Annotated in this window: 27 protein-coding genes; 13 read left to right on the top strand and 14 right to left on the bottom strand. The window is 65.8% G+C overall.

What is annotated here, in order from left to right; genetic code table 11:
- Positions 1-112 precede the first annotated feature (112 nt).
- Together ACFFJK_RS19925 and ACFFJK_RS19920 are read left to right on the top strand one after the other, a co-directional pair.
- A complete protein-coding gene (locus ACFFJK_RS19925; protein ID WP_379681428.1) occupies positions 113-700 on the top strand; it encodes a hypothetical protein in 588 nt (195 codons plus the stop codon).
- Between the two features lie 19 nt (positions 701-719).
- Positions 720-1,343 carry a hypothetical protein gene (locus ACFFJK_RS19920; RefSeq protein ID WP_379681427.1) on the top strand — a complete coding sequence of 208 codons (624 nt, stop codon included), beginning with the start codon at positions 720-722 and terminating at the stop codon, positions 1,341-1,343.
- Between the two features lie 306 nt (positions 1,344-1,649).
- Here ACFFJK_RS19920 and rsmA read toward each other — a convergent pair whose 3' ends face one another.
- The 4 genes from rsmA to ACFFJK_RS19900 all read right to left on the bottom strand — a co-directional run bounded on the left by rsmA (position 1,650) and on the right by ACFFJK_RS19900 (position 7,244).
- Positions 1,650-2,420 (bottom strand): 16S rRNA (adenine(1518)-N(6)/adenine(1519)-N(6))-dimethyltransferase RsmA, encoded by a 771-nt coding sequence (gene rsmA / locus ACFFJK_RS19915; RefSeq protein ID WP_379681426.1) that lies wholly within the window; start codon positions 2,418-2,420, stop codon positions 1,650-1,652.
- Between the two features lie 27 nt (positions 2,421-2,447).
- Positions 2,448-3,485, bottom strand: a complete 1,038-nt coding sequence (pdxA, locus tag ACFFJK_RS19910) for a 4-hydroxythreonine-4-phosphate dehydrogenase PdxA (protein ID WP_379681464.1) — start codon at positions 3,483-3,485, stop codon at positions 2,448-2,450.
- Between the two features lie 9 nt (positions 3,486-3,494).
- Positions 3,495-4,868 (bottom strand): peptidylprolyl isomerase, encoded by a 1,374-nt coding sequence (locus tag ACFFJK_RS19905; protein WP_379681425.1) that lies wholly within the window; start codon positions 4,866-4,868, stop codon positions 3,495-3,497.
- Between the two features lie 117 nt (positions 4,869-4,985).
- Complete coding sequence (locus tag ACFFJK_RS19900; protein ID WP_379681424.1) at positions 4,986-7,244, bottom strand: LPS-assembly protein LptD; 2,259 nt, start codon at positions 7,242-7,244, stop codon at positions 4,986-4,988.
- A 96-nt stretch (positions 7,245-7,340) separates the two neighbouring features.
- On the opposite strand from ACFFJK_RS19900, the gene ACFFJK_RS19895 reads away from it, so the two are divergent.
- Genes ACFFJK_RS19895 through ACFFJK_RS19880 form a run of 4 tightly spaced genes read left to right on the top strand, consistent with a single transcriptional unit; the run spans position 7,341 to position 11,683 of the window.
- Positions 7,341-8,399, top strand: coding sequence for an aminoglycoside phosphotransferase family protein (locus tag ACFFJK_RS19895; protein ID WP_379681423.1), 1,059 nt, complete (start codon positions 7,341-7,343; stop codon positions 8,397-8,399).
- A 10-nt stretch (positions 8,400-8,409) separates the two neighbouring features.
- Positions 8,410-9,132: an N-acetylmuramate alpha-1-phosphate uridylyltransferase MurU gene (gene murU, locus ACFFJK_RS19890; RefSeq protein ID WP_379681422.1), complete on the top strand. Its 723-nt coding sequence runs from the start codon at positions 8,410-8,412 to the stop codon at positions 9,130-9,132.
- Positions 9,129-10,475 (top strand): Xaa-Pro aminopeptidase, encoded by a 1,347-nt coding sequence (gene pepP, locus ACFFJK_RS19885; protein WP_379681421.1) that lies wholly within the window; start codon positions 9,129-9,131, stop codon positions 10,473-10,475. The genes murU and pepP overlap by 4 nt, the downstream gene beginning before the upstream one ends.
- A 5-nt stretch (positions 10,476-10,480) precedes the next feature.
- A complete protein-coding gene (locus ACFFJK_RS19880) occupies positions 10,481-11,683 on the top strand; it encodes a UbiH/UbiF/VisC/COQ6 family ubiquinone biosynthesis hydroxylase (protein WP_379681463.1) in 1,203 nt (400 codons plus the stop codon).
- A gap of 157 nt (positions 11,684-11,840) precedes the next feature.
- Here ACFFJK_RS19880 and ACFFJK_RS19875 read toward each other — a convergent pair whose 3' ends face one another.
- The 3 genes from ACFFJK_RS19875 to ACFFJK_RS19865 are packed head-to-tail and all read right to left on the bottom strand — an operon-like array spanning position 11,841 to position 14,780.
- Entirely contained in the window at positions 11,841-13,313 is a 1,473-nt protein-coding gene (locus tag ACFFJK_RS19875) for an NAD(P)(+) transhydrogenase (Re/Si-specific) subunit beta (protein WP_379681420.1), read from the bottom strand.
- Positions 13,310-13,645, bottom strand: coding sequence for an NAD(P) transhydrogenase subunit alpha part 2 (locus ACFFJK_RS19870; protein ID WP_379681419.1), 336 nt, complete (start codon positions 13,643-13,645; stop codon positions 13,310-13,312). The genes ACFFJK_RS19875 and ACFFJK_RS19870 overlap by 4 nt, the downstream gene beginning before the upstream one ends.
- Before the next feature lie 22 nt (positions 13,646-13,667).
- The gene (locus tag ACFFJK_RS19865; protein WP_379681418.1) at positions 13,668-14,780 is read right to left on the bottom strand and encodes a Re/Si-specific NAD(P)(+) transhydrogenase subunit alpha; all 1,113 of its coding nucleotides are present in this window, start codon (positions 14,778-14,780) and stop codon (positions 13,668-13,670) included.
- A 248-nt stretch (positions 14,781-15,028) separates the two neighbouring features.
- On the opposite strand from ACFFJK_RS19865, the gene ACFFJK_RS19860 reads away from it, so the two are divergent.
- Positions 15,029-15,511 (top strand): NUDIX hydrolase, encoded by a 483-nt coding sequence (locus ACFFJK_RS19860; protein ID WP_379681417.1) that lies wholly within the window; start codon positions 15,029-15,031, stop codon positions 15,509-15,511.
- Positions 15,512-15,595: 84 nt separating this feature from the next.
- Complete coding sequence (gene mnmA / locus ACFFJK_RS19855; protein WP_379681416.1) at positions 15,596-16,699, top strand: tRNA 2-thiouridine(34) synthase MnmA; 1,104 nt, start codon at positions 15,596-15,598, stop codon at positions 16,697-16,699.
- Between the two features lie 28 nt (positions 16,700-16,727).
- Here the strand turns inward: mnmA and ACFFJK_RS19850 are convergent, their stop codons facing one another.
- Positions 16,728-18,488: a putative bifunctional diguanylate cyclase/phosphodiesterase gene (locus ACFFJK_RS19850; protein ID WP_379681415.1), complete on the bottom strand. Its 1,761-nt coding sequence runs from the start codon at positions 18,486-18,488 to the stop codon at positions 16,728-16,730.
- A gap of 180 nt (positions 18,489-18,668) precedes the next feature.
- Between ACFFJK_RS19850 and ACFFJK_RS19845 the strand changes: the two genes are divergently transcribed.
- Positions 18,669-19,418, top strand: coding sequence for a GAF domain-containing protein (locus tag ACFFJK_RS19845; RefSeq protein WP_379681414.1), 750 nt, complete (start codon positions 18,669-18,671; stop codon positions 19,416-19,418).
- 22 nt (positions 19,419-19,440) lie between these two features.
- Here ACFFJK_RS19845 and ACFFJK_RS19840 read toward each other — a convergent pair whose 3' ends face one another.
- From ACFFJK_RS19840 to ACFFJK_RS19830, 3 genes are all read right to left on the bottom strand, one after another.
- Complete coding sequence (locus tag ACFFJK_RS19840) at positions 19,441-19,839, bottom strand: ANTAR domain-containing response regulator (protein WP_379681413.1); 399 nt, start codon at positions 19,837-19,839, stop codon at positions 19,441-19,443.
- Between the two features lie 12 nt (positions 19,840-19,851).
- Complete coding sequence (locus tag ACFFJK_RS19835; RefSeq protein ID WP_379681412.1) at positions 19,852-20,637, bottom strand: 5'-3' exonuclease; 786 nt, start codon at positions 20,635-20,637, stop codon at positions 19,852-19,854.
- Between the two features lie 91 nt (positions 20,638-20,728).
- On the bottom strand, positions 20,729-21,400 hold the full coding sequence (locus ACFFJK_RS19830; RefSeq protein WP_379681411.1) for a glutathione S-transferase: 672 nt from the start codon (positions 21,398-21,400) through the stop codon (positions 20,729-20,731).
- Positions 21,401-21,537: 137 nt separating this feature from the next.
- On the opposite strand from ACFFJK_RS19830, the gene ACFFJK_RS19825 reads away from it, so the two are divergent.
- Together ACFFJK_RS19825 and ACFFJK_RS19820 are read left to right on the top strand one after the other, a co-directional pair.
- Positions 21,538-22,428: a DUF72 domain-containing protein gene (locus tag ACFFJK_RS19825; protein ID WP_379681410.1), complete on the top strand. Its 891-nt coding sequence runs from the start codon at positions 21,538-21,540 to the stop codon at positions 22,426-22,428.
- A gap of 41 nt (positions 22,429-22,469) precedes the next feature.
- Positions 22,470-22,868: a COG4315 family predicted lipoprotein gene (locus tag ACFFJK_RS19820; RefSeq protein WP_379681409.1), complete on the top strand. Its 399-nt coding sequence runs from the start codon at positions 22,470-22,472 to the stop codon at positions 22,866-22,868.
- An 18-nt stretch (positions 22,869-22,886) separates the two neighbouring features.
- Here the strand turns inward: ACFFJK_RS19820 and ACFFJK_RS19815 are convergent, their stop codons facing one another.
- From ACFFJK_RS19815 to ACFFJK_RS19805, 3 genes are read right to left on the bottom strand one after another with little or no spacing between them, the layout of a single operon-like run.
- On the bottom strand, positions 22,887-23,201 hold the full coding sequence (locus tag ACFFJK_RS19815; protein ID WP_379681408.1) for a DUF6587 family protein: 315 nt from the start codon (positions 23,199-23,201) through the stop codon (positions 22,887-22,889).
- Between the two features lie 3 nt (positions 23,202-23,204).
- Positions 23,205-25,082 (bottom strand): ferrous iron transporter B, encoded by a 1,878-nt coding sequence (gene feoB / locus ACFFJK_RS19810; RefSeq protein WP_379681407.1) that lies wholly within the window; start codon positions 25,080-25,082, stop codon positions 23,205-23,207.
- 4 nt (positions 25,083-25,086) lie between these two features.
- Positions 25,087-25,344, bottom strand: coding sequence for a FeoA family protein (locus ACFFJK_RS19805; protein WP_379681406.1), 258 nt, complete (start codon positions 25,342-25,344; stop codon positions 25,087-25,089).
- 233 nt (positions 25,345-25,577) lie between these two features.
- Between ACFFJK_RS19805 and ACFFJK_RS19800 the strand changes: the two genes are divergently transcribed.
- Complete coding sequence (locus ACFFJK_RS19800; RefSeq protein WP_379681405.1) at positions 25,578-25,787, top strand: (2Fe-2S)-binding protein; 210 nt, start codon at positions 25,578-25,580, stop codon at positions 25,785-25,787.
- A 283-nt stretch (positions 25,788-26,070) separates the two neighbouring features.
- Positions 26,071-26,541, top strand: coding sequence for a bacterioferritin (gene bfr, locus ACFFJK_RS19795; protein WP_027866505.1), 471 nt, complete (start codon positions 26,071-26,073; stop codon positions 26,539-26,541).
- Positions 26,542-26,606: the final 65 nt, after the last annotated feature.

Raw genomic sequence — 26,606 nt, 5'->3', positions numbered from 1 at the left:
TGGACTAAAATGTTGGGCGATTTGTCTAACCCTACAGTGCGATGCGCAGTGCTCATGCGGTGCAGGTGCGCGCGCCTTGTGCGATCTACCAGTCAGATTTTTTGGAGAAATTATGAAGAGTTCCAACCTGCGTGCCGGTGTCGCGCTGGCGTGCGCGCTGGCGCTGTCCGGCTGCGGCGGCAGCGACGGTGACATGTTCCTGGGAGGCGAGTTTGCCGGCGTGACGAAGCCGGGCCTGGTATTGCAGAACAACGGCGGTTCGGACCTACCCATCACGCCGACCGGCAATGGCTCGGGCAGGTTCGCTTTCGCCGAGCTGGTGGAAACCGATTCGCGCTACAGCGTGACGGTCAAGAGCACCCCGAGCAATGCCGAAAAGTGCGAAGTCAGCAACGGTACCGGCAAGGTGGCCTTCGACATCACGAACATCTATGTCTACTGCACCATCAAGACGCACGCGCTGACGGGCACCATCACCGGCCTGACCGGCAACCTGGTGCTGGTGAACGGTTCGGACCGCATCCCGGTGGCCGCCGGTGCAACCACCTTCGCGATGAGCCGGGTGAACGAAGATGCACCGTACGGCGTTGCCATCCTGACCCAGCCCGACAACCAGACCTGCACCGTCGCCAACGGCAGCGGCACGATGGGCACCTCCGACGTCAGCAACGTGACCGTCAGCTGCGTCAACCGAACCTAATTCTCCTGGAGCTCATCGAATGAAGTTTTCCCTGATCCGTCCGGCAAGCGTGCTGGCACTGGCCCTCGGCCTCGCCTCGTGCGGCGGTGGCGAGGACACCTACCCGATCGCAGGCACGGTCAACGGCCTCGTGTACCCGGGCCTGGTGCTGACCGCGAATGGCAACACCCTGTCGGTCGCACCGCCGGCCAAGGCCGGCGAAGACGTGCGCTTCGTCTTCCCGAAAGAACTCAAGTATGGCGACGAGTTCAGGGTAACCGTCACCGGGCAACCGGCGCACCAGACTTGCGGCATACCGAGGGAGCTCGAGCGCAGCAGCTACGGTACCGGCGGCGAGCTGGCCCAGATCAATGCCTATATCCAGTGCAGCATCAATGCGTACGAAATCGGCGGCGAGATCACCGGCCTGCCCGGCAATACCGAATTGGTCCTGGCCAACGGCAGTAGCGGCGGCACGTTTACGGCGAACCCGACTGTAGACGGCGTCATCAAGTACGCCCTGCCAGCCGTCCAGTATGGCGTGACCTATGGCGTGACGGTGCTGAAGCAACCGGCCGGGCACTTCTGCACGGTACAGAACCCGACCGGCACCATGGGCGACGAACCAGTGACCAATATCAACGTCACCTGCGTCCGGACCTGAGACATTCACAAAAATTATGTCGAGTATTTGAAAGGAAAATTGGACTTATATGCTGTGACGCAGCATACTAACTCCTGTCTCCTCCAACTCTCCTCAGAAAAGAATTGGATTCAAGCCCGCCTCACAGCGGGCTTTTTTTTGCCCGCGCGCCGGGCCGAGGGTATTGCGAACAAGGGGAACGCATCGCTCCACGGGGTACGCTGGATGCAGGACGTGGCGACTGAAGGGACGAACAGCGCGGGCGACCGCGATTGTGCAGCGCCGCACTTGTCTTCATAGAGTGGGCGCCCACTCTACGAAAGGTGTCTAGTAGGGCAAGTTGGCAAGGGCCACGTATTGCTCGAGGCTCACCGCTTCCGGGCGAACACCGGGGTCGATGCCGGCCTCGACCAGTTGCTGCTCGGTGAACATGCCGGCCACGCAGTTGCGGATCACCTTGCGCCGCTGCGAAAACGCCTTGGCGACGACCTGCTCCAGCCGGCCGGCGTCGCAGGCCAGTTGCTCGCGCTTCGGGATCATGCGCACGATCGCCGAATCGACCTGCGGCGGCGGATCGAAGGCCGTCGGCGGCACGATGAACAGCAGGTCCATGTCGTAACGCCATTGCAGCATCACGGTCAGGCGGCTGTAGGCCTTGGTGCCCGGCTCGGCCACCATGCGCTCGACCACTTCCTTCTGCAGCATGAAGTGCTGGTCCTCGACCAGCGGCGCGAACTCGGCCAGGTGGAACAGCAGCGGGCTCGAGATGTTGTAGGGCAGGTTGCCGACGATGCGCAGCTTCTGCCCTTCCGGCACCGGAATCGATCCGAAATCGAACTTCAGGGCGTCGCCCGAGTGCACCGTGAGCTTTTCGCGCGGGTAGGCTTTTTCCAGGCGCGCCACCAGGTCGCGGTCGAGCTCGACGACGTGCATGTGGTCGAGCGCCTTGAGCAGCAGGGCCGTCATGGCGGCCAGGCCCGGGCCGATCTCGACCATCGCCTGGCCGCGGCGCGGCGCGATGACGTCGATGATATTGTTCAGGACATGGTCGTCGGTCAGGAAATTCTGGCCGAAGCGCTTGCGTGCGACGTGTTTCATGTGGGTCTTCTTGTTGTCGTGTTGGTGTTACGGGCGACGCGACGCTGCCATCTGCATGGCGGCGCGGATCGCCTCTTCCATGCTGCCGCAGTCGGCCCGTCCGAGGCCCTGCGCGGCCAGGTCGAGCGCGGTGCCATGGTCGACCGAGGTGCGCACGATGGGCAGGCCGAGCGTGACGTTGATGCCGCGCCCGAAGGTCGCGTGCTTGAGCACCGGCAAGCCCTGGTCGTGGTACATCGCCAGCACGCAGTCGGCGTCTTGCAGGTATTTCGGCTGGAACAGCGTGTCGGCCGGATAGGGGCCGCGGGCGTCGATGCCACGCGCCCGCGCCCCTTCCAGCGCCGGGGTGATGACCTCGATCTCCTCGCGCCCCAGGTAGCCGTTCTCGCCGGCGTGCGGGTTCAGGCCGGTGACCAGGATGCGCGGGGCGGCGATGCCGAATTTCGTTTTCAGATCATGATCGATGATATCGATGACCTGTGTCAGGTTGTCGCGCGTGAGCGCGCCCGGCACGTCCTTGAGCGGCAGGTGGGTCGTGGCCAGGGCCACGCGCAGGTAAGGCTGGCTGCCTTGCGGCTGGCCTGCCAGCATCATCACGACCCTGGACGTGTTCGTCTTCTCGGCCAGGTATTCGGTATGGCCGGAAAAAGCCACGCCGGCGTCGTTGATCGTGCTTTTCTGCAGCGGCGCCGTGACGATGCCGTCGAACCAGCCTGCTTGCGCCCCTTCGATCGCGAGGTCGAGGGTGGCCAGCACGGCGCGGCCGTTTTCCGCATCGAGCTGGCCCGGCACCACATGGGCGCCGAGCGGCACGTCGATGACGGCGAGGCGGTCCTTGCCGAAGTGCGGCAGGCCGCCGTTGCGCAGCGCCTGGACCGACAGTGCCGACAGGCGGATGGCGGGGTCGATCAGGCTGGCGGTGAGCGCCAGGAAGGCGGCATCGCCGACCAGCACGCAGTTGGCCGATTCGCGCAGCGCCCAGGCCGCGCGGATCGAGATTTCAGGGCCGATGCCGGCCGGCTCGCCGACCGTGATCGCAAGGACTGGTCGGTTTGCGGTCGACATGGCCATGGATTACTGCTCCTCGCGGAACTCGACGTAGGCGCGGTCGCGCACCTGGCGCATCCAGTCTTCCATCGCTTCCTGCAGCTTGCGCTCGCGCAGGACCTGGCGCGCCATGGCGCGTTCCTTCTGGGCGCTCATGTCCTCGCTCTTGCGCTCGGCGACGCGGATCAGGTGGAAGCCGAACGGCGATTCGATGACGTCCGACACCTCGCCCGGCTTGAGGCTGCCGAGCGCCTGGTCGAACTCGGGACCGGCATCGCCCGGCTCCAGCCAGCCCAGGTCGCCGCCTTTCGGCGCGGTGGAGGTGTCGTGGCTGTTCTGGCGCGCCAGGTCTTCGAAGGTCGCGGTCTTGTTGTCGATCTTTTCCTTCATCTCGCGCAGCTTGCGCTTGACCTCGTCCACGTTCATGGTCGGCGTCGGCTTGAGCAGGATGTGGCTGGCGCGGGTCTGCTGGACGATTTCCTGGCCGCCGGCGGCCGCATCGGCCAGGCTGCGCTTGTCCGCCATCCGGAGGATGTGGAAACCGACGTTGGTCTTGATGATCGGGGTGACCTGGCCCGGATTGAGCTTGCGCAGCTCGGCGGCGAAGACCGGCGGCAGGCGGTCGGCGTCGCGCCAGCCGATCTCGCCGCCCTTGAGCGCGTCGGGCGCGTCCGAGTAGGTGGCGGCCATCTTGCTGAAGTCGGCGCCGGTACGCAGCTGGCGCGCCACTTCCTCGGCGCGCGCGCGCCGCGCCGCGATCTGCTCGGGCGAGGCGTTCTCGGGCACGGCGACCAGGATCTGCGACAGGTTCATCTCGACCCGTTCGGCCGCGGCCGCTTTCGAGGCGGCCAGGTAGGTGTCGATCTCGGCTTCCGACACCTGGATCTTGGCATCGACCTCGTGCTCGCGCAGGCGCTGCATCATGATCTCGTTGCGGATGTCCTCGCGGAACTGGCCGAAGGCGAGCCCTTCCTTTTCCATCTGGTTGCGCATCTCCTGCACCGACATCTTCTGGTTCTCGGCGATGCGGCCGATGGTGGCGTCGAGGGTGCGGTCGTCGACCCGCACGCCCATCTCCTTGGCCAGCTGGACCTGCGCGCGCTCGACGATCATCGCCTCGACCACCTGGCGCTCCAGGGTGGCCACGTCCGGCAACTGGACGTTGCGGGCCTTGAGGTTCTGCGCAGTCTGGGCGACGCGGTTGCGCACCTCGTTCCTGGTGATCACCTCGTCGTTGACCACCACGTGGATCGAATCGACCACCTTGGCGCTGCTCGATGCGGGCGGCAGGAAGCCGCTGCCCGGCTTGGCGGCAGGCGCCGTCGCCGGGGCCGCCGGTGCTGCCTGGGCCATGACCTGGCCCGCGGTAAGCGCGCACAGCAGCGCGGCTGCCAGCTTCATTTGGTGCAAACGGGTGGAACGCATCATCTGGAAAACACTCATTCAGGTGAAAGGATTTTCAATTACAGCTATTTAGTTTACGGACGGGCAGTTAAGCTGGGCTTAATCTGGCGGCCCTCAAGGACGGCCGACGTTCGTGTTCAACTGCGTATAACCCGGAACGCTCTTGTTGAAGGTGTCCAGGGGATTGCTGCCCAGGCCCAGGCGCGACAGGCCATTGAGCTCGAGCTGGAAGAAGATCGGCGTCGACGTGGTCTGGGCCGCGGTCACGAAGCGCTGTGCACCGAAACGGAACACCCAGCAATCGGCCTTGTACTCGAGACCGACGAGGCTCTCGAGCAGCTTGCCCTTCCCCGGCGTCGCATCGCCCACGGTGTACGAGCGCAGCGCATAGCTCACGCGCCCGACGCCATACCAGCGCGCCGACAGCGGCCACTGCGCCGAGAGATCGACGTTGCGGAAGCTGCCACGCTGATAACGGTATTCGGCGTTGAGGACCTTCATCCGGGCCGGCTGCCACTGCACGCTCAGGTTCGAGCTGTACAGGTTGCTGCCGGTCGCGTCATATTGTACGCCGCTATCGAAGCTCCAGGTCTCGGAAATGCGGCCCGACGCCGCCACCAGCACGTCGGAACGGCTCTGGTGCAGCGGCTCGTCCGGCAGGCGCACGCGCGGTTCGTCGAAATAACGGCGCTGGCCGAAGGCCAGGCGCAGGCGTTCGATCCCGTCCGGCTGGATGAAGCGCGACACCAGGGCGGCGGTGAGCTGGTCGGCGTCGGACACGCGATCGAGCCCGACGTAGCGGTTCTCGCTGAACAGCTGGGCATAGTTGAAGCCGGCGCGGCCGGTGTCGAAGACCGGGAACTGGCTCTGGTCCTTGTACGGCGTGCGCACGTAGAACAGGCGCGGCTCCAGGGTCTGGGTCATGGCGCGGCCGAACAGCGCGGTATCGCGCTCGAACACCATGCCGCTGTCGAGCGAGAAGGTGTGCAGGTTCCGGGAGAGCTTGCGCTCGCCGGTGTAATTGTGCTGGTCCAGGTCGTACTTGCTGAAGTGCCCGATCAGCTTCGGCGTGATGAAATAGCCCGGGCGCACCCACGGGTAGCTGACCTGGGCCACGGCCACGGCGCGGTTGCCGCGCACGAAGTCCGGGTGCCAGAAGCGCACCGCCTCGGCGTCCACCGCCCAGTCGAACCCGGCCACGTCGTAGCGGCCGGCGTGGAAGTTAATCTGCGGCAGGCGGTCGTACGGACGCGGCACGGTCAGGCTCGGATTGCTGGCCGCGGCCGGGTCCTGCAGCACCTGGTAGTTTTGGGCCCGCGCGGACAGGCTCCAGAAGCGGCCGGCATAGTCGGTGCGGATCTCGCGCAGCAGCTGGCGCTCGGCGCTGACCGCCACCGTGCGCGAGAAGTCGCTCGGATACTCGTTGTCCGACGCCCCGTGCAGGTTCCAGCCGTAGGACCAGCCCGGCGCCAGGGTCTGGGTGTGGATCGAATCGACGCGCCAGCGGTCTTCGCCCGTTTCGCGGTCCTTGCGCAGGCCCTCGACATGGGTCTCGCCCTGGTACATGCCGCCGCCGGTCGCGCCGAGGTAGCGGCCGGTGGCGCCCAGCTGCAGGCCGCGGTCGAACATCATGCGCGGGTAGACCGTCAGGTCGCGATTCGGCGCGATGTTGAAGTAATACGGCACCATGACCTCGGCCTTGCCCTTGGAGCCGAAGCCCACCGAGGGCGCCAGCCAGCCCGAACGGCGCGCGCCCGACAACGAGAACGACAGGGCCGGGGTGCCGATGATCGGCACGTCCTTGAAGTAGATGACGGTCTTGCCGGCCAGGCCGACGTCGCGGCCGCTGTCCAGGCGCAGCGTGCTCGATTTCAGGTACCAGTCCGGGTCCGGGCCTTCGCAGGTGCTGTAGGTGCCATCGCGCACCAGCGCCACGTTCTCGCCGAGGAAATCGATGCGCGCGGCCGTGCCCTGGGCGTTATTCATCTGCAAACGGTACTCGGGGCGCAGCACGTAACCCTTGCCGGTCTCGAGGTTCAGCTGCAGCTCGTCGCCCTTGTAGCGGTCGCCGAAGCGCCACATGTTGACGTTGCCGGTGGCCGTGACTTCGTCCTCGACCCGCATGTAGCAGGCGGTGTCGGCAGTCAGGCGGGTCTGGCCACGTGTCAGTTCGACATTGCGCTCGAGGTTTAGCTGGCGGTCGGGACGGCCGGTGATTTCCTCCGCACTGATCGTGATCGGCAGGTCCTGCTCGTCGGGTTGTGGTGCGGCCGGTACAGCCTGTGCATACACCGGACCGGATGCGACAGCAGCCAGTGCATAGAGCGCGAGCGCTTGGCGCGGGGGAAATGGGTGGGCCGTAAACCAGCTCATGGAAGATCTGCAAGCGCCATAAAGGGCAGTATTTTTGGAATGAATCCCTTATTATATGGGAATTAGCTCAACCAACCGGATTCACCAGGCCGCTTCATGTCTTCTTTGTATCAAAATTCCCCCACTTCCGCCGGCCAGGACGCACGCCTGCAGCAGCTGACCGAATGGCTGGGCACGACCGGCCTGGTGGAAGTCGGGACCGGCCGTCCGGCATCGTCGGATGCAAGTTTCCGCCGTTATTTCCGCTACGACGTGGTGCCCGCCATGCGTGACAAGCTGGGCGCGACCCTGGTGGCGATGGATGCCCCGCCGGAGCGCGAGAACGTGCCGGCCTTTATCCACGTGCAGGGCCTGCTGATGGAAGCCGGCGTTACGGTGCCGGCGATCGTCGCCCAGAAGGTCGAGAGCGGCTTCCTGCTGCTGTCCGACCTCGGCGTCACCACTTACCTGCAGCGCCTGGATTCCGACAACGCCGCCTTCATGTATTCCGACGCGGTCGATGCGCTGCTCAAGTTCCAGCTGGCCAGCCAGCCGGGCAAGCTGCCCGAATTCGACCGCGCCTTCGTGCTGCGCGAGATGAACCTGTTCCCGGAGTGGTATATCCAGCGTCACCTGGGCGTGACGCTCAGTGCTCAGCAGCAGGAAACGCTCGACAAGGTGTTCGAGGCGATCACCGCCAACGTGCTGGCGCAGCAGCAGGTGTACATGCACCGCGATTTCCATTCGCGCAACCTGATGTGGCTCGAACACGGCAACCCGGGCGTGCTCGACTTCCAGGACGCCGTCTACGGCCCCGTCACCTACGACCTGGCCTCGCTGCTGCGCGACGCCTACATCCAGTGGGATGAAGAAATCGTGCTGGACTGGGTGGTGCGCTACTGGCAAAGCGCCAAGGGGGTCGGCCTGCCGGTGAACCCGGACATCGACGCCTTCTACCGCGACTTCGAATTCATGGCGCTGCAGCGCCACCTGAAGATCCTGGGCATCTTCTGCCGCCTGAACTACCGCGACAGCAAGCCGATCTACATGGGCGACCTACCGACGGTGATGGATTACGTGCGCCGCACCGCCAACCGCTACACCGAACTCAAGCCGCTGCTGCGCCTGCTCGACGCGCTCGAGGACAAGGCGCCGGCGGTGGGCTACACCTTCTGACGGAGCGCGCATGAAAGCCATGATTTTCGCCGCCGGCCGCGGCGAGCGCATGCGTCCGCTCACGGACGCCTGCCCCAAGCCCCTGCTCAAGGTGCGCGGGCGGCCGATGATCACCTACCACGTGCTCAACCTCGTGCGCGCCGGGATCACCGACATCGTCATCAACCATTCGCACCTCGGCCACATGATCGAGGAAGAGCTGGGCGACGGCAGCAAATATGGCGCGCGCATCGTGTACTCGCACGAGCCGACCCCGCTCGAGACCGCGGGCGGCATCGCCAACGCCCTGCACCTGCTGGGCGACGAACCCTTCCTGGCGGTGTCGGGCGACATCTACGCGCCCTACTTCGATTATTCGCAGGTGTTCGACGTCCTAAAGGACAAGGACATGCTGGGCATCCCCTACCCGCCGGACAAGCGCGACATCGCCTGGCTGTGGCTGACGCCGAACCCGTGGCACAACCCGGATGGCGACTTCGTGCTCGACCTGTACACCCTGCGCAACGAGGGCCCGGTGAAGTGGAACTTCGCCGGTATCGGCGTCTACCGCCCCGAGATGTTCGCGGGGATCCAGGCAGGCGAGTTCGTCAAGTTCGGTCCCCTGATGCGCAAGTTCATCGAGCAGGGCCGCGTCGGCGGCGAGCTGTACGAAGGCCCGTGGGTCAACGTCGGCACCGCGCAGCAGCTGGAAGAACTCAACGCGCCGCTGGGGGCGGCCAAGACCGGCTCATGACGCCGGACATCGCGCCTTACCTGGAACGCCGCGCGCGCCTGGCTGCGCAGATGCAGCCGGGCGCGGTCGCCATCCTCGCGACCGCGCCGGAAACCCTGCGCAACGGCGACAGCGACTATCCCTACCGGCACGACAGCTACTTCTATTACCTGACCGGCTTTACCGAGCCGGAAAGCGTGCTGGTGCTCGTCGCAGCCCAGGGCGACACCCCGGTGCGCTCGGTCCTGTTCTGCCGCGAGAAGAACCTCGAGCGCGAGACCTGGGACGGCTTCCGCTACGGGCCGGACGCGGCGCGCACCGCATTCGGTGTCGACGAGGCGTATCCCATCGGCGAACTCGATGCGCAAATGGGCAAGCTGCTCGCCGACGCGCCCGCCCTCTACTACGCGCTGGGCCACAGCGCTCAACTCGACGCCCAGGTGAGCGGCTGGCTGAAAGCCGTGCGTGCGCAGGGCCGCAGCGGCATCGCGGCGCCCGCCTCGGCCCACCACCTGCCCGGCATCCTCGACGAAATGCGCCTGCTGAAGGATGGCGGCGAGCAGGCCATCATGGCGCGCGCAGCCGGCATCGCCGCCGGCGCCCACGCACGCGCGATGCGTTTTACGCGCCCGGGCGTGTTCGAGTACGAGATCGAGGCCGAGCTGCTGCATGAATTCCGCCGCCACGGCGCGCAATTCCCGGCCTATACGCCGATCGTCGCTTCCGGCGCCAGCGCCTGCGTCCTGCATTACAACGCCAACAACCGGTCCTGCCGCGACGGCGAACTGGTGCTGGTCGACGCCGGCTGCGAGTTCGACGGCTATGCCTCGGACATCACGCGCACCTGGCCGGTGAACGGCCGTTTCAGCGAACCGCAAAAACGCCTGTACGAGCTGGTGCTGCAGGCCCAGGACGCGGCGTTTGCCGCCATCGTCCCCGGCCGGCCCTACAGCGACTTCCATGACGCGGCGGTGCGGGTACTGACCGGCGGCATGCTCGACCTCGGGCTGCTCGACAAGTCACGATACGGCTCGGTGGACGATGCGATCGCCGCCAAGGCGCACCAGCAGTTCTACATGCACGGCACCGGCCACTGGCTCGGCATGGACGTGCACGACGTCGGCCCCTACCGCGACCTGACACAGGCCGCGCGTCCGTCGCGCCCCCTGATGCCGGGTATGGCGCTGACGGTGGAGCCGGGCATCTACGTGCGACCGGGAGAAGGCGTGCCCGAGGAGTACTGGCACATCGGCATCCGCATCGAGGACGACGTCGTCGTCACGCAGGACGGCTGCCGCGTGCTGAGCGCAGCAGCGCCGAAGGGCGTCGCGGAGATCGAAGCGGTGATGCGGGAGGGAGCATGACGGACATGTCGCTGGACGCGAAGGACAATGCGGGCGCTGCCGCCAATGCCGGGCGCGCGATCGACCTTTCAGTCGACATCGCCATCTGCGGCGCCGGCCCGGTAGGCCTGGCGCTGGCGGCCTTCCTGGCCCGGCGCGGCGTGCCGGGAGAGCGGATCGCCCTCATCGACGGCAAGTCGCTGGGCCAGGCGATCACCGACCCGCGCTCGATCGCGCTGTCCTGGGGCAGCGTGCAGCTGCTGGACGAAGTCGGCGCCTGGCCGTTGCCGGCCACGCCGATCCACGAGATCCACGTCTCGCGCCGCGGACAGCTCGGCCGCAGCCTGATGGACCGTTCCGAACACGATTTGCCGGCGCTGGGCTATGTGGCGCGCTACGGCGACCTGGTGGACGCGCTGGCACGCGCCTGCGACCACGCCGGCGTCGCCACGCTGCGCCCTGCGCGCGTATCCGGGCTCGACGAAGGCGCGGACCGCGTGCTGCTGCACCTGGACGATGGCCGCAGCGTCGCCGCGCAGGTGGCGGTGCAGGCCGAAGGCGGGGTGTTCGGCCAGCAGGAAGGCAAGGCGCAGCAGCGCGACTATGGCCAGACGGCCCTGATCGCGCGCGTGCGCGTGAGCGATCCGGTACCGCACCGCGCCTTCGAGCGCTTCACGGACGAAGGCCCGCTGGCGCTGCTGCCGCAGGAGGACCCGGGCGGCAAGGACGGCCACCAGTACGCGCTGGTGTGGTGCATGCGCCCCGAACGCGCGATCGACGTGCAGCTGCTGGACGACGCCGGCTTCCTGGCCCAGCTGGGCGAGGCCTTCGGGACCCGCCTGGGCCGCTTCACGTCCGTGTCGCCGCGCGTCGCCTTCCCGCTCGGGCTGAACGCCGAGGCGCGGGCGACCGGCCGCACGGTCGCGATCGGCAATGCGGCGCAGACGCTGCACCCGGTGGCCGGCCAGGGCCTGAACCTCGGCCTGCGCGACGCCGCCGTGCTGGCGCGCCAGCTGGCGCGCGCGGCCACGCCCGAGTCGATCGATGCCTTCATGGAAGCGCGCGCGCAAGACCGCCGCCTGACGATCGGCCTGACCGACGCCATGGCGCGCGCCTTCACGGCAACCGGCCCGCTGCAGCCTCTGCTGGGCCTGTCGCTGGCGGCGCTAGATGTCGTCAAGCCGGCACGCCTGCTGCTGGCCGACCTGATGATGTTCGGCCGCCGCTGAGGACTCGACAAGAAAAATAAATGGGGTCAGAGTCGAATTATTCGCCAATAAATCAACATCAACTGACACCAGCAACTGTTTCATCTGCTGGCGCTAGATCCTGTGATCAATTGGCAAATAATTTAACTCTGACCCCAATAGAGGGTAAAAAAGCGGCCTACTCGACCGCCTTCACCATCGACTCGATGACTTTCTTGGCGTCGCCGAACACCATCATCGTGTTCGGCTGGTAGAACAGCTCGTTGTCCAGGCCGGCATAACCCGAAGCCATCGAGCGTTTGTTCACGATGATGCTCCTGGCTTTATAGGCTTCGAGGATCGGCATGCCGGCGATCGGCGATTTCGGGTCCTTGGCCGCCGGGTTCACCACGTCGTTCGCGCCCAGCACCAGCACCACGTCGGTCTGGCCGAATTCGCCGTTGATGTCTTCCATCTCGGCGACCTGGTCGTAGGGCACCTCGGCCTCGGCCAGCAGCACGTTCATGTGGCCCGGCATGCGGCCCGCCACCGGGTGGATCGCATAGCGTACCTGCACGCCGTGTTCGGTCAGCTTGTCGACCAGTTCCTTCACCGAGTGCTGGGCGCGCGCCACCGCCAGGCCGTAGCCCGGGACGATGATCACCGACTCCGCGTTCTGCAGGATGAAGGCGGCATCCTCGGCCGAGCCCGACTTGACGGGCCGCTGCTCCTTGGCCCCGCCGTCGGCGGCTGCGGCTTCTCCGCCGAAGCCGCCCAGGATCACGTTGAAGAACGAGCGGTTCATCGCCTTGCACATGATGTACGAGAGGATCGCGCCGCTCGAGCCCACCAGCGAACCGGCGATGATCAGCATCGAATTGTTCAGCGAAAAGCCGATGCCCGCCGCCGCCCAGCCGGAATACGAGTTCAGCATCGACACCACCACCGGCATGTCGGCGCCGCCGATCGGGATGATGATCAACACGCCCAGCACGAAGGACAGCGCGGCCATGATGATGAACGGGGTCCAGGCCGGTTCAACACCTTCCGCGAAACAGAACACCAGGCCCAGTGCGATGATCGCGATGGCCAGCACCAGGTTGAGGATGTGCTGGCCGGCGAAGCGCACCGGCGCGCCCTGGAACAGGCGGAATTTGTACTTGCCCGACAGCTTGCCGAAGGCGATCACCGAGCCCGAGAAGGTCACCGCGCCGACGAAGGTGCCGATGAACAGCTCGAGCCGGTTGCCGAAGGGCAGCGGGGTCTCGCGCGTGGCGATATTGAAGGCCCAGGGCTCGGACACGGCCGCAATCGCGATGCACACCGCCGCCAGGCCGATCAGCGAGTGCATCGCCGCCACCAGTTCCGGCATCTTGGTCATCTCGACCTTCTTCGCCGCATAAGCGCCGATCGCGCCGCCGACGACCACGCCCAGGATCACCAGCGGGAAACCGAGACCGCGCCCGGTATCGAGTTCGGCCTGCAGCTTGAACATCAGGGCCACGGTGGTGAGCACGGCGATCGCCATGCCGGCCATGCCGAAGGTATTGCCCATGCGCGCACTCGACGGCGACGACAGGCCCTTGAGCGCCTGGATGAAGCAGACCGACGCCACCAGGTACAGCAGCGTCACGACATTCATGCTGATGAAGCTCGTGCTTGCGGGGTTCATGCCTGCTCTCCCGCAGTGGAAGCCGGGGCGGCCTTGCCCGCCTTGGGCTCCTTCTTCTTGAACATTTCAAGCATGCGCTGGGTGACCAGGAAGCCGCCGAAGACGTTCACCGCGGCCAGGGCCACGGCCACGGTGCCGGCGATTTGCCCGGTCCAGCCTTCGGTCAGGCCGGCTGCCAGCATGGCGCCGACGATGACGATGGCGGAGATCGCGTTGGTCACCGCCATCAGCGGCGTGTGCAGCGCGGGGGTGACGGTCCAGACCACGTGGTAGCCCACGTAGATCGCCAGCACGAAGATGATCAGGTTGATGATGGTGTGGCTGATGTCCATGCTTCGCTCCTCGTGTCCTGTTCTAGGTACGTAACACCGCGCCATCCGCGCACACCAGGGTGGCGCGCACGATCTCGTCCTCGCGGTCGATCACGAACCGGTCTTCCTTGTCGATGACGAGCTTGAGGAAGTCCAGCACGTTGCGCGCATACAGGGCGGAGGCGTCGGCCGCCACCAGGGAAGCCAGGTTCGGCTCGCCGATGAGGTGCACACCGTGTTTCACTACCGTGCGGTTCAGCTCCGTCAGCGGGCAGTTGCCGCCCTGCTCGATAGCCATGTCGACGATCACCGAACCGGGTTTCATGGCCTGCACCGTTTCTTCGGAGATGAGGACCGGCGCCTTGCGGCCCGGGATCAGGGCGGTGGTGATGATGATGTCGGCCAGCCTGGCGCGTTCATGCACCAGCGCCGCCTGGCGCTGCATCCAGCTGGCCGGCATCGGGCGCGCATAGCCGCCAGTTCCCATGGCGATCTCGCGCTCCTCGTCGGTCTCGTAGGGGACGTCGATGAACTTGGCGCCGAGCGACTCCACCTGCTCCTTCACCGGCGGGCGCACGTCGGAGGCTTCGATCACGGCACCCATGCGCTTGGCCGTGGCGATGGCCTGCAGGCCCGCCACGCCCACGCCCATGATCAGCACGCGGGCAGCCTTGACCGTGCCGGCCGCCGTCATCAGCATCGGCATGAAGCGCCCGTAGGTGTTCGCGGCCAGCATCACGGCCTTGTAGCCGGCGATGTTGGCTTGGCTCGACAGCACGTCCATCGACTGGGCGCGGGTGATGCGCGGCGCGGCTTCCAGCGCAAACGCGGTGATGCCGGCGCCGGCGAGCAGCGCCAGGTTGTCGGAGTCGAAGGGATTGAGCATGCCGACCAGGACGGTCCCGGCGCGCATCTGGGCACGCTCGGCGGCATCGGGACTGCGGACCTTGAGCACCATGTCGGCGCCCAGCGCGGTGGCGGCATCGACGATGGTGGCGCCGGCAGCCTCGTAGGCCTGGTCCGGGCACGCAGCACGCACGCCGGCGCCCGACTGCACCAGCACCTGGTGGCGCCCGGCCAGCTTCTTGACGGTTTCGGGAGTTGCAGCGACGCGGGTCTCGCCCGGCCTTGTCTCGGCCGGTATGCCAATTCTCATGAATCCCTCCGTTCAGTGGACCATTGTTCCTACAATCTACCATGTAATTACAGCAATTGCTCAATCACAAATACCAAAAAGCCAATATTTGATTGTGGCGAAAAAGTCGCGGCAGAACCAGCCAAACTGCCTGGCTGTTTGCAACAGATCAATGCGAATTAACGACAGGCAAGCGCACTGGAGAGGGCATGGATGAGCAGAGGTGCGGTGTGTCAAGGTAAAATATCGGCTCATTTTCAAGGACGCGCATGACCGATATCTTCAAACCATCCGTGACCGTCGCCGCCATCATCGAGCGCGATGGCCGTTTCCTGCTGATCGAGGAAGAGACGAGCGAAGGCGTGAAGCTGAACCAGCCGGCCGGCCACCTCGATCCGCACGAATCGCTCGAACAGGCCGTCGTGCGCGAGGCGCTGGAAGAGACCGCGCACGAGTTCATCCCGACCGCGCTGGTCGGCATGTACATGTCGCGCTACCACTCGAAGTCGCGCGGCGCCGACGTCACCTACCTGCGCTTCACCTTCTGCGGCCACGCGGGCCGCGAGCTCGACCAGCCGCTGGACGACGGCATCCTGCGTACCTTGTGGATGACGCGCGACGAAATCGCCGCCACCGCCGAGCGCCACCGCAGCCCGATCGTGCTGCAGTGCGTGGACGACTACCTGGCCGGCCAGCGCACGCCGCTGGGTCTGCTGTACACCCACCCTTCGGTATTCGAGGGCGGGATCTGATGGCACATCGGCAAACCTGCCGCGCGGCACTGTCTGCCGCCTGCGACGGTTTTCCGATGTCCCATTTATTAATCTGGAAATAACATGAGCAAGAAAAAAGTCGTGATCGGGATGTCGGGCGGTGTCGATTCCTCGGTCGCGGCGTGGATGCTGAAGGAACAGGGCTACGACGTGGTCGGCCTGTTCATGAAGAACTGGGAAGACGACGACGATTCGGAATACTGCTCGACGCGCCAGGACTGGATCGACGCCGCCAGCGTGGCCGACGTGGTCGGCGTGGACATCGAGGCGGTCAACTTCGCCGCCGAGTACAAGGACCGCGTGTTCGCGGAATTCCTGCGCGAGTACCAGGCCGGCCGCACCCCGAACCCGGACGTGCTGTGCAACGCCGAAATCAAGTTCAAGGCCTTCCTCGACCATGCGATGAAGCTGGGCGCCGACCTGATCGCGACCGGCCACTATGCGCGCGTGCGCGAGAACGACGGCCGCTACGAGTTACTGAAAGCGTTTGACCACACCAAGGATCAAAGTTACTTCCTGCACCGCCTGAACCAGGCGCAGCTGTCGAAATCGCTGTTCCCGCTGGGCGAGATCCCGAAGACCGAGGTACGCAAGATTGCCGAAAAACTGAAGCTGCCGAACGCGGCGAAAAAGGATTCGACCGGCATCTGCTTCATCGGCGAGCGCCCGTTCCGCGACTTCCTGAACCGCTACCTGTCGCACAAGCCGGGCCCGATGAAGCTCGACAACGGCCAGGTGGTGGGCGAGCACATCGGCCTGTCGTTCTACACGCTGGGCCAGCGCAAGGGCATCGGCATCGGCGGCCTGAAGTCGCACAAGAATGCGGACGGCACCAGCGAACCGTGGTTCGTGGCGCGCAAGGATGTGGCCACCAACACGCTGTATATCGTGCAGGGCCACGACCATCCATGGCTGCTGTCCTCGCGCCTAGAAGCCGGCCAGGCCAGCTGGATCGCGGGCGAGCCGCCCGAGCCGCGCGCACTATCGGCCAAGACGCGCTACCGCCAGGCCGACGTGGCCTGCACCGTGCAAGCCAATGGAACCGATCGGTTCAGCCTCGACTTCCTTGAACCGCAATGGGCGGTGACGCCGGGGCAGTCGGCCGTGCTGTACGACGGTGACGTGTGCCTGGGCGGCGGGATCATCGACGCCAACACCGCCGTTTGATGTAGGGTGGCCGGCTTCGGCGGCCACCCTACCGCCCTGCCAGCCACGCGGCCAGGGCCCCCGGCACCATCGGCCGCGCATAGTAATATCCCTGGGCCTCGTCGCAACCCACATCGCGCAGCAACTGCGCCACTTCCGCGGTTTCCACGCCCTCCGCCACCACCCGGTGGCCAAGGTCGTGCGACAGCTTGATCATCGCCTCCACCAGCGCCAGCTTGCGCTCGTCCCCTTCGATGCCGCGGACAAAGGACTGGTCGATCTTGACCACGTCGGCCGGCATCGCCTGCAGGTAGGCCAGGCTGCTGTAGCCGGTGCCGAAATCGTCGATCGCGATCTTGACGCCGGCCCGCGCCAGGCGTTCCATGGTGTCTTGCGCCGCCTTGGGTTTGCGCATCAGCGCGCTCTCGGTCAGCTCCAGCGCCAGGCTGGCGGCCGGCAACGCGTGGCGTGCCAGCCCATCCAGCACGCGCTCGCAGAAATCCGGCTCCTCGAGGTTGACGGCGGAGACATTGACGGCCACTTGCAAGGCCACGCCGGCGCCGTGCCATGCCGCCAGCTGGCGCATCGCCGCCTTCAGCACCCATTCGGTCGTGGCGCGCGCCAGCGAGGTGCTCTCGATGATGGGAACGAACTCGCCCGGCGAGATTGCGCCGCTGTCGGGATGATTCCAGCGCAGCAGGGCTTCCACGCCGTGGCAGGCGCTGTCCTGCAGCGATACCTTCGGCTGGAACACCAGGTGCAGCTCGTCCGTGTTTCCAAGGGCGCGCGCCAGTTCGCCGATCAGCCAGAAACGGCGCTGGTAGGCGGCGTCGTGTTCCGGCGAAAAGACACGCAGGCCGGATTCGGCGTCGAGCGCGTCCTGGGCGGCACTGTGCAGATTGCGCAGCACGTCGAGCGGCGCGTCCTCGCCCACCGCGAAGCGCGCCAGGCCGACCGTACTCGTGGTCAGGAAGCGGGTCTGGCCGGCCGGCGCCTGCTCGCCCAGCCAGTCCAGCAGCGCGCCGCTGAAGCGCACCAGCGACGCATCGTGCGGCGCCAGGAACACGAACTGGGCCGTCCCCACGTGGTACACCTTGCCGCCACCGGCAAGCACGCGCAGTGCCGGGACCGCGGCGCGCACGATCTCGTCGAGATGGGCGCTGCCCATCACGCGCATCGCATCGCTCAGCTGCTCCGGACTGGCCAGGCTGACCAGGGCCGCCAGCTGCACGTCGCCATGCGGCAGTTCGATGGCGAGGTCGCGCACGTCGCTGGCGAACTGGTTCCGGTTGGGCAGGCCGCTGATCGGATCGATGCGGCCGAGCGCATGCTGCAGTTCGATCTGCGCCATGACCATCGCCGCCAGGTCTTCCAGCGCGGCGCATTCGGCCTCGGTGACCGTGCGCGGCTCGGTCCCGAGCACGCACATCGCCCCCAGGCAGTGGCCGGTCTTGGTCATCAGGGGGGCGCCCAGGTAAAAGCGGATGCCGCTCTCGGCGAGCGGGCTGTCGCGAAAACATGCGTCCTCCAGCAGGTCCGGCAGCGCCAGCACCTGGCCGCTTTCGGCCACTGCCGCGCAAGGTGCTTGCAGGCGCGGGATCTGGTCGTGCTCCACCCCCACCTTCGACTTGAACCACTGGCGGTCGACGTCGGTCAACGACACCGCCGCAATCGGCAGCTGGAACAGCTGCGCCGCCATGCGCGTGATGCGGTCGAACGCTTCGCTCGGCGCGGTATCGAGCAGCTCGAGCTGGCGCAATGCTTCGAGACGGCCCGCTTCGCGCAGGTGGGGTTCATACGGTGAATTCATGAGCGCCCTGGGGTGTGCGCCCATCCAGGCGCCTGTATTTATCGAAATTGATGACCATGTGCACCATTGTTGCGATAAAAGATGCGGAGAGTCAACAAAAAATGACGATCTCCCGTCGATTTCGTCAAATATGTGCTGTTTCAGGTAGAATTCATGCATTACGCTCAATGTTGCCCACCGATGTCCCATACAGACGACCCGATCCTTACTTCGCGCGAAGCAGCGCATCTGTTGGGCGTTGCCGTCAGCACGACACAGATCTGGATGGAGAGCGGCGCACTGCAGGCCTGGAAAACGCCCGGCGGACACCGGCGCGTGCGCCTGAGCGACGTGTTGCGGCTGCGCCGCCAGCGCGAGGCGGACGGAGAAGGCGATCCGATGTACGACCCGGCAGGAGGGCTGGCGGACAGCGAAGACGCTGGGGAATTCGTTGCAGCCGCTGCCCCGTCGTATCCGGTTCCGGCAGGCGAGCAGGCGCGGCTGGCGGCGCTCGCAGGCTCCGGCCTGCTCGACACGCCGCCGGAGGAAGCGTTCGACCGCTTGGCGCGGCTGGCCGCGCAGGTCACCGACTGCCCGATCGCGATGGTGACCTTGCTCAGCGCGCGGCGCCAGTGGTTCAAGGCGCGTGTCGGCATCGATGCCGCGGAAACGCCGCGCGAGTGGGCATTCTGCAGCCATGCGCTGGCCTCCGGCGACACCCTGGTGGTGATCGATGCGGCAAGCGACACGCGCTTTGCGTCCAATCCGATGGTGACGGGCGAGCCGCATGTGCGTTTCTATGCGGGCGTGCCGTTGGAAGACGCGCAGGGACACCTGCTGGGCGCCCTGTGCGTGCTCGACCGCGAACCGCGCCGGCTGCGCGAACGCGAGCTGCGCGCGCTGCACGAGCTGGCGGCGATCGCATCGGACGAGATCAAGCGGCGCGGCTGACAGGGCCGCGACGGCCGGGAAATCAGCCCGGGTTGCCGGCCCCGCCCTGCTGTTTCTTGACGAACGCGATCACGGTGTTGCGGATGGTCTTGAGCACGGCGTCGGCCTTGAACGGCTTGACGATGAACCCGTGTACGCCGCGCGCGAGCGAAGCCTGGATGGTGGGGGCGTCGAGGGTGCCGGAAACCATGAAGATCAGCGCCTTCGGCAGGTGGATGCGCAGCTCCTCGACCACCCTGCTGCCGTCCTCGACCTGCTCGCGTGCGATGCAGACGATCTGCGGCCGGTGCTTGATCGCGAGCCCGTAGCCGAGCTGGCCGGTGTGCGTCTGCGCGACGACCTCGTAGCCCCCGTCGGTCAGCACGGTATTCAGCAGGCCACGCGCGATCGCGCTCCCGTCCACAATCACTGCCTTGAGCATCCCGTCAATCCTTCAGTGTGATTCATAGGCCAGCATGTTCCAGGTGACGCCCAGCCGCACGTCGAGCTTGAGCTGCACCAGCCGGCGCGATATGTCGAGTATCTCACGCCCGGCGCGCAATCTTTCCCCCAGGGGCGTCTTGAGGATGCCCGCCCCCGCCATGACGGCATCCAGGCTGCCGTAGGCATTGAGCAGGCGCGCCGCGGTCTTCATGCCGATCTTCGGCACGCCGGGCACGCCGTCGGTCGGGTCGCCCATCAGCGCCAGCAGGTCGTGCAGCAGCTCCGGGGCCACGCCGAAGCGCTGGCGTACCCAGGCATCGTCATGCCATTCGTTCTTGAAGTGGTCCCATACCAGCGCTCCATGCGCGATCAGGGGGTGCAGGTCCTTGTCGGTGGTGGCCACGATGGCCTCGCCCCGCCCCTCGAGCAGCCAGCGCATCACGCCGGTCCCGATCACGTCGTCGGCCTCGACCCCCGGCACCGAAATCACCTGCAGGCCCGCCTTGCGCAGGCGCTCGTGGAATTCGGGCAGCGCTTCGCGCAGGTAGACCGGCATCGCTTCGCGGCCCTCGCGGTAGCGCGGGTACAGCGCATGGCGCCAGTTCGGACCGCCGTAGTCGAACGCCGCCAACACATGGGTCGGTGCATGCGTCTCGAGCAGGTTGCGGAAGGACGAGAAGGCGTGGCGCAGCGCGATGCTGGCCTTCAGGTCGGAGTCCGGCTCGGGACTGGCTTCGTAGACGCGGCGCACGATGTTCAGGCCATCGATCGCGAGCAGCTTTCCCTGTTTGCTCATGTGCTTATGGTGTTCGGACAGAAAGTTACGGCGCCGACATGATAAACCCGGCAGCGCGCCCGGGAAAGGCGCGGCGCCGCTCCTGGCCTCGCTACTTCAACAGGTCGTATTTGCCGCCGCGCTCGAGCGCGCGCCGGTAGGCCGGACGCGCATGGATCTTTTCCAGCCAGGCCGACAGCTTCGGATGCTGGCGGTCCAGGCCCCCGCGCGAGGCCGCCGCCTCGAGCGGGAAGCTCATCTGGATGTCGGCGGCGCTGAATTCGCCGCCGGCGAACCAGGCCGATTTGCCAAGTTCGCTCTCCAGGAAATCGAGCTGGCTGCGGATGTTCGGCAAAATGAAATTGTCCTTGACCTTGCGGGCGATCGCGCGCGCGATCGGCTTCGCAAAGAACGGCATCGGGCCGTTCTCGATGCGGTCGAACACCAGCTTCATCAGGAGCGGCGGCATGGCCGAGCCTTCGGCGAAGTGCAGGAAATAGGTGTAGCGCAAACGCTCGGGCGTGTTTGCCGCCGGAACGAGGCGCCCGTTGCCGTAGCGGCCGACCAGGTAGTCGACGATCGCGCCGGACTCGGCCACTACCGTGTCGCCATCGGTGATCACCGGCGACTTGCCCAGCGGGTGGACCGCCTTCAGCTCGGGCGGCGCCAGCATCGTCTTCGGGTCGCGCTCGTACCGCTTGATCTCGTAGTCCAGCCCCAGCTCTTCGAGCAGCCACAGGATGCGTTGCGAGCGCGAATTGTTCAGGTGATGGACGACGATCATGGGTGTTCCCGCAGAATTCGATAGGCCGCCAGCTTACCATGTTGCGCACCAGCCAACAGTAGCCGACGGCATCCGACAGCGTCCATTGGGTGCGGGACCGCACGATGCGGCGGCCCCGGCCGGTGTATCGTCGCCCCATGAGCGGATCGGTGTATATCGGCATTTCCGGCTGGCGCTACGTGCCGTGGCGCGGCGTGTTCTATCCCCCCGGGCTGGCCCAGCACCGCGAGCTCGAATACGCCGCGCGCCAATTGCCGACCATCGAGATCAACGGTTCGTTCTACTCGCTGCAGCGACCGTCCAGCTACGCGGCCTGGTACGCGGCCACCCCGCCCGGCTTCGTGTTTGCCGTCAAGGGCAACCGCTTCCTGACCCACATGCTCAAGTTGCGCGACATCGAAGGGCCATTGGCCAACGTGCTGGCCTCCGGTGTGTTCGAACTGCGCGAGAAGCTCGGCCCCTTCCTGTGGCAGTTTCCGCAAATGGTCAAGTTCGAGCCCGAGCGCTTCGAGCATTTCCTGTCGCTGCTGCCGCAGGACACCGACGCCGCACTGGAATGCGCCCTGCAGTACCAGCCGCGCATGGAAGGCAAGGTCTCGCTCGATGCCGGTCCCAGGCGCCCGATGCGCCATGCGGTGGAGATTCGCCACGACAGCTTCATGGACCCGGCGTTCATCAGGCTGCTGCGCAGGTACAACGTGGCGCTGGTGGTGGCCGATACCGCCGGCCGCTGGCCCCTGTGCGAGGACGTCACGGCCGATTTCGTCTACGTGCGCCTGCACGGCGACCAGGAACTGTATGCGAGCGGCTATGGGGACGAGGCGATCGCCGCCTGGGCCGAACGCATCCGCGCCTGGCGCGACGGCCGGCAGCCGCGGGATGCGCGCGTGATCTCGACCGAGGCGCCGCCGGACAGGACGGCGCGTGACGTGTACTGCTACTTCGACAACGACATCAAGGTGCATGCCCCCTACGACGCGCAACGCTTGATCGCAGCGGTAAACGGTGTTGGCGCAGACCGGGGCTAGAATGGTCCTCCGCCCATGCAGTGACCGACCAGGAGGCCATGATGAAATTGCTTCGAGTCAGTACCGCTGTCAGTACCATCGTCACCACGCTGCTGTTCTCCTCTTCCGTGCTCGCCGTCGACGGCACCCCGCTGCGCGAGTCGAACGGCGTGCTCGTCGATTCCGCGGGCAAGACGGTCTATACCTACGACAAGGACGAATCCGGCGGCGGCAAGAGCAACTGCGTCGGGGCCTGTGCCAGGAACTGGCCGCCGGTAAACGCGGACGGCGTCAAGATTTCGCCGCCCTACTCCGCCATCACGCGCGAGGACGGCAGCAAGCAGCTGGTGCACCGGGGCAAGCCGCTGTACACCTTCATCAAGGACAAGAAAGAGGGAGACAAGACTGGCGACGGGGTCGGCGGCGTCTGGCACGTCGTCACCGACGCCGCGCGCCATTAGGCACGCATCAGCCGGGCGTCAGCGCCGTTCGTGGATCTTGATGACCTTGCCCTTGCCCTTGCCAGAAGGAGGCACGGGTTCGGCAGCAGCGTCGTTCGGCCCGCAGGTATTGCAGCTGTTGCAGCCGCTGCTAGCGCTGCCGCTGCCGCAGCTGGCCGAGGTGTCGAGCCACCTCACCAGCCACTGCGCCGGCCTGGACTGGCGGCCAGCTTGCGACAGGCGATGCACGATGGCGCGGCGCCAGCCGGAAGGCAGGTACTTCGCGCCGATATACAGCACGGCCAGCGCGACGATGATCCCGGCTACCGCTTCTTGCCACACCGTCTGCCACATGGCCTACCCCTGGGTGAAGTACAGCGCCACGCGGTACACGATGAACGCGGCCACGTAGGCCAGCCCGAACATGTAGCCGGCCATGATCCACGCGTAGCGGCGGCTGCCGGTCTCGCGCGCGACGGTGGCCAGGGTAGGCAGGCAGTGCGGCGCGTAGACGTACCAGGTGAGCAGCGACAGGCCGGTGGCCAGCGACCACCCCTGCGCGATCAAGGGAGCCAGGGTGTTGCCGACTTCGTCCCCGCCCGACAGCGCATACACGGTGCCGAGGGCGCCGACCGCCACTTCGCGCGCAGCCATGCCCGGCACCAGGGCGATCGCGATCTCCCAGCCGAAACCGATCGGGGCCAGGATCACGGACAAGGCACGGCCGATCATGCCGGCCACGCTGTAGTAGATCGGCGGCTGGGTTGCGCCTTCCGGCGCGCCCGGGAAGCTCGACAGCAGCCAGAGCAGGATCATCATGGTAAGGATCAGGGTGCCGACCCGCTTCAGGAAGATCTTGGCGCGTTCCCACAGGCCGGAAGCCAGCGCGCCCGGTTGCGGCCAGTGGTAGGCCGGCAGTTCCATCATCAGCGCCTGCTGCTTGTATTCGCTGCGGCGCTTCATGAACCAGGCCACCGCCATGGCGCTCAGGATGCCGGCCATGTACAGCACGAACAGCACCAGGCCCTGCAGGTTCATGATGCCGACCTCGCGGTTCGGGATGAAGGCCGCGATCAGGAGCGCATACACCGGCAGGCGCGCCGAGCACGTCATGAGGGGCGCGATCATGATCGTCACCAGGCGGTCGCGCGGGTTCTGGATCGTGCGCGCGGCCATGATGCCGGGAATCGCGCAGGCGAACGAGGACAGCAGCGGCAGGAAGGCGCGGCCGGACAGGCCCACGCTGCCCATGATGCGGTCGAGCAGGAAGGCGGCGCGCGGCAGGTAGCCCACGTCTTCCAGCAGGAGGATGAAGAAGAACAGGATCAGGATCTGCGGCAGGAACACCAGCACGCTGCCGACGCCGGCGATGATGCCGTCCACGATCAGGCTGTGCAGTACGCCTTCGCCGAGCAGGGCACCAACTCCTTCGCCCAGGGCGCCGACGCCCGCTTCGATCAGGTCCATCGGCGTGCCGGCCCAGCTGAACACGGCCTGGAAGATCAGGAACATCAGCGCGGCCAGGATCACGGGCCCAAGCACCGGGTGCAGGACCACGTTGTCGATCTTCTCGGTCAGGTTGCCGCGGTCGCCGGCGGTCGTGACGGCCAGGTCGAGGATGCGGCGCACTTCGCGCTGGGTTTCCTCGACCGGCACCGTGTCGATCGCCGACAGCGGCTTGGCCTGTACCTTCGCATCGAAGGACATGCGGTCCAGCTCGGCCAGCAGGGCCCGCTCGCCGCCGGACTGGATGGCGACGGTTTCCACTACCGGCATGCCAAGGGCCGTCGACAGTTTTTCCTTGTCGATCGCGATGCCGCGCTTCCTGGCGACATCGACCATGTTCAGCACGAGCACCATCGGCAGGCCGAGGCGCTGGAGCTCGAGCACCATGCGCAGGTTCAGGCGCAAATTGGTGGCGTTGACCACGCACAGGATGGCGTCGGGCGCGGCTTCGCCGGCGCGCAGGCCGGCCACCACGTCGCGCGTGATGCCTTCGTCCGGCGTCTGGGCGTTCAGGCTGTAGGCGCCCGGCAGGTCGAGCACCCGGAAGGCGCGCCCCCCGGGCGAGGTGAAGCTGCCCTCCTTGCGTTCGATGGTGACGCCGGCGTAGTTCGCAACCTTCTGGCGCGAGCCGGTCAGGCGATTGAAGAGCGCGGTCTTGCCGCAGTTGGGATTGCCGAGCAATGCGACCAGGGGCGTGCGCGACGCCACCTGCTGTTCCATGACACCCATCCGCTTATTCCGGCTTGATCGACACGAGGGCCGCTTCGTAGCGGCGCAGCGCGAAAGTCGACTCGCCGACCTTGACCGCCAGCGGGCCGCCCAGCACGCGCTTGAGCACGCGGATGCGCTCGCCCGGCACGAAGCCGAGTTCCATCAGGCGGCGCTGGACGTCGTGGCTGCCGTCCTGCGCGCCTGGTGCCAGGTGGATGACGGTGGCGCTCTGGCCGGTCTGGAGGGCGTCGAGCGTGGTGAGGGTGGGGGCTAGAGTCATGGTCGCGTCCGGTAAGTGTAGCGCTGATGAGACAGATACCCAGCATCATAAACCTAAATGCGAATTATTTCTATTTGCGCTTTGATCACAGGCCAGAGAAAGATCACGCACACCCCAAATTCCTGTTGCAAACGCGCCCGAGTTTACGGAGAATAGAACACGAATGAGATTGATTCTCATTTAAATGCCAAGTGAACAAGTGTCTGTGCTCAACGAGCTCGAGGAATCGAACGATGATCGTCTGTGTCTGCAACAACATCTCCGACCGCGAAATCCGCCAGGCGGTCGACCTGGGTATTAGTTCGGTAGCCGAATTGCACAAGGAACTGGGCGTCGGCACCATGTGCGGCAAGTGCGTCAGCTATGCACGCGAAGTCCTGCACGAACACATCGACAGCAAAACCACGATCACCGAAGTACGCCGCGTTCCGCAAGCGGCCTGATTCACACCACGTCTCTCTGGCCCCGCTGCAGCGGGGCTTTTTTTCGCCCCGTGCGGCCCGCGGACGGGACCCGGGCAGGCCGGAATGAGACACGCTTGCGTTCCATTTTCGTAGTAGTGAGAAGCGTTCGCACAACGGAACGAGAACGCTTTTTATTACGGCCCGTTTTTTCGCTTTTTCCCGTATTTCACGGGCTTTCTTCTGCTTTTTCGGCACTTTTCGCCCGAAATCGGGCGGCTTGTTTGTTATCATGGAGCCCATTCAAATCATCAAGGGCATCTACATGAAAGGCGACCAGAACGTTCTTCGTTTGCTGAACGCACAGCTGACCAACGAACTCACCGCGATCAACCAGTACTTCCTGCATGCGCGCATGTACCGCCACTGGGGCTTCGGCAAACTGGCGAAGAAGGAATACGACGAGTCGATCGGCGAGATGAAGCACGCCGACAAACTGATCGACCGCATCCTGATGCTCGACGGCCTGCCGAACCTGCAGGCGCTGCACAAGCTGCTCATCGGTGAATCGACCCAGGAAATGCTGGAATGCGACCTCAAGCTCGAGCGCGCGGCCCAGGTGACGGTCAAGGAAGGCATCGCGGCGGCGGAAGCGGCGGCGGATTACGTCACCCGCGACCTGTTCCTGATGATCCTCGAGGACACCGAAGAACATATCGAGTGGCTGGAGACGCAGCTGGACCTGATCGTCAAGGTCGGCATCCAGAATTATCTGCAGAGTCAGATCAGCGAGTAATGTCGCTGTTGACGGTCTTGCGTGAATAATTGGGTTCCCGCCTTCGCGGGAACGACGTGCAACTG

Source organism: Massilia consociata, assembly GCF_042432755.1.
Classification (GTDB): Bacteria; Pseudomonadota; Gammaproteobacteria; order Burkholderiales; family Burkholderiaceae_D; genus Telluria; species Telluria consociata.
This window is presented reverse-complemented; position numbering and strand designations above follow the sequence as displayed.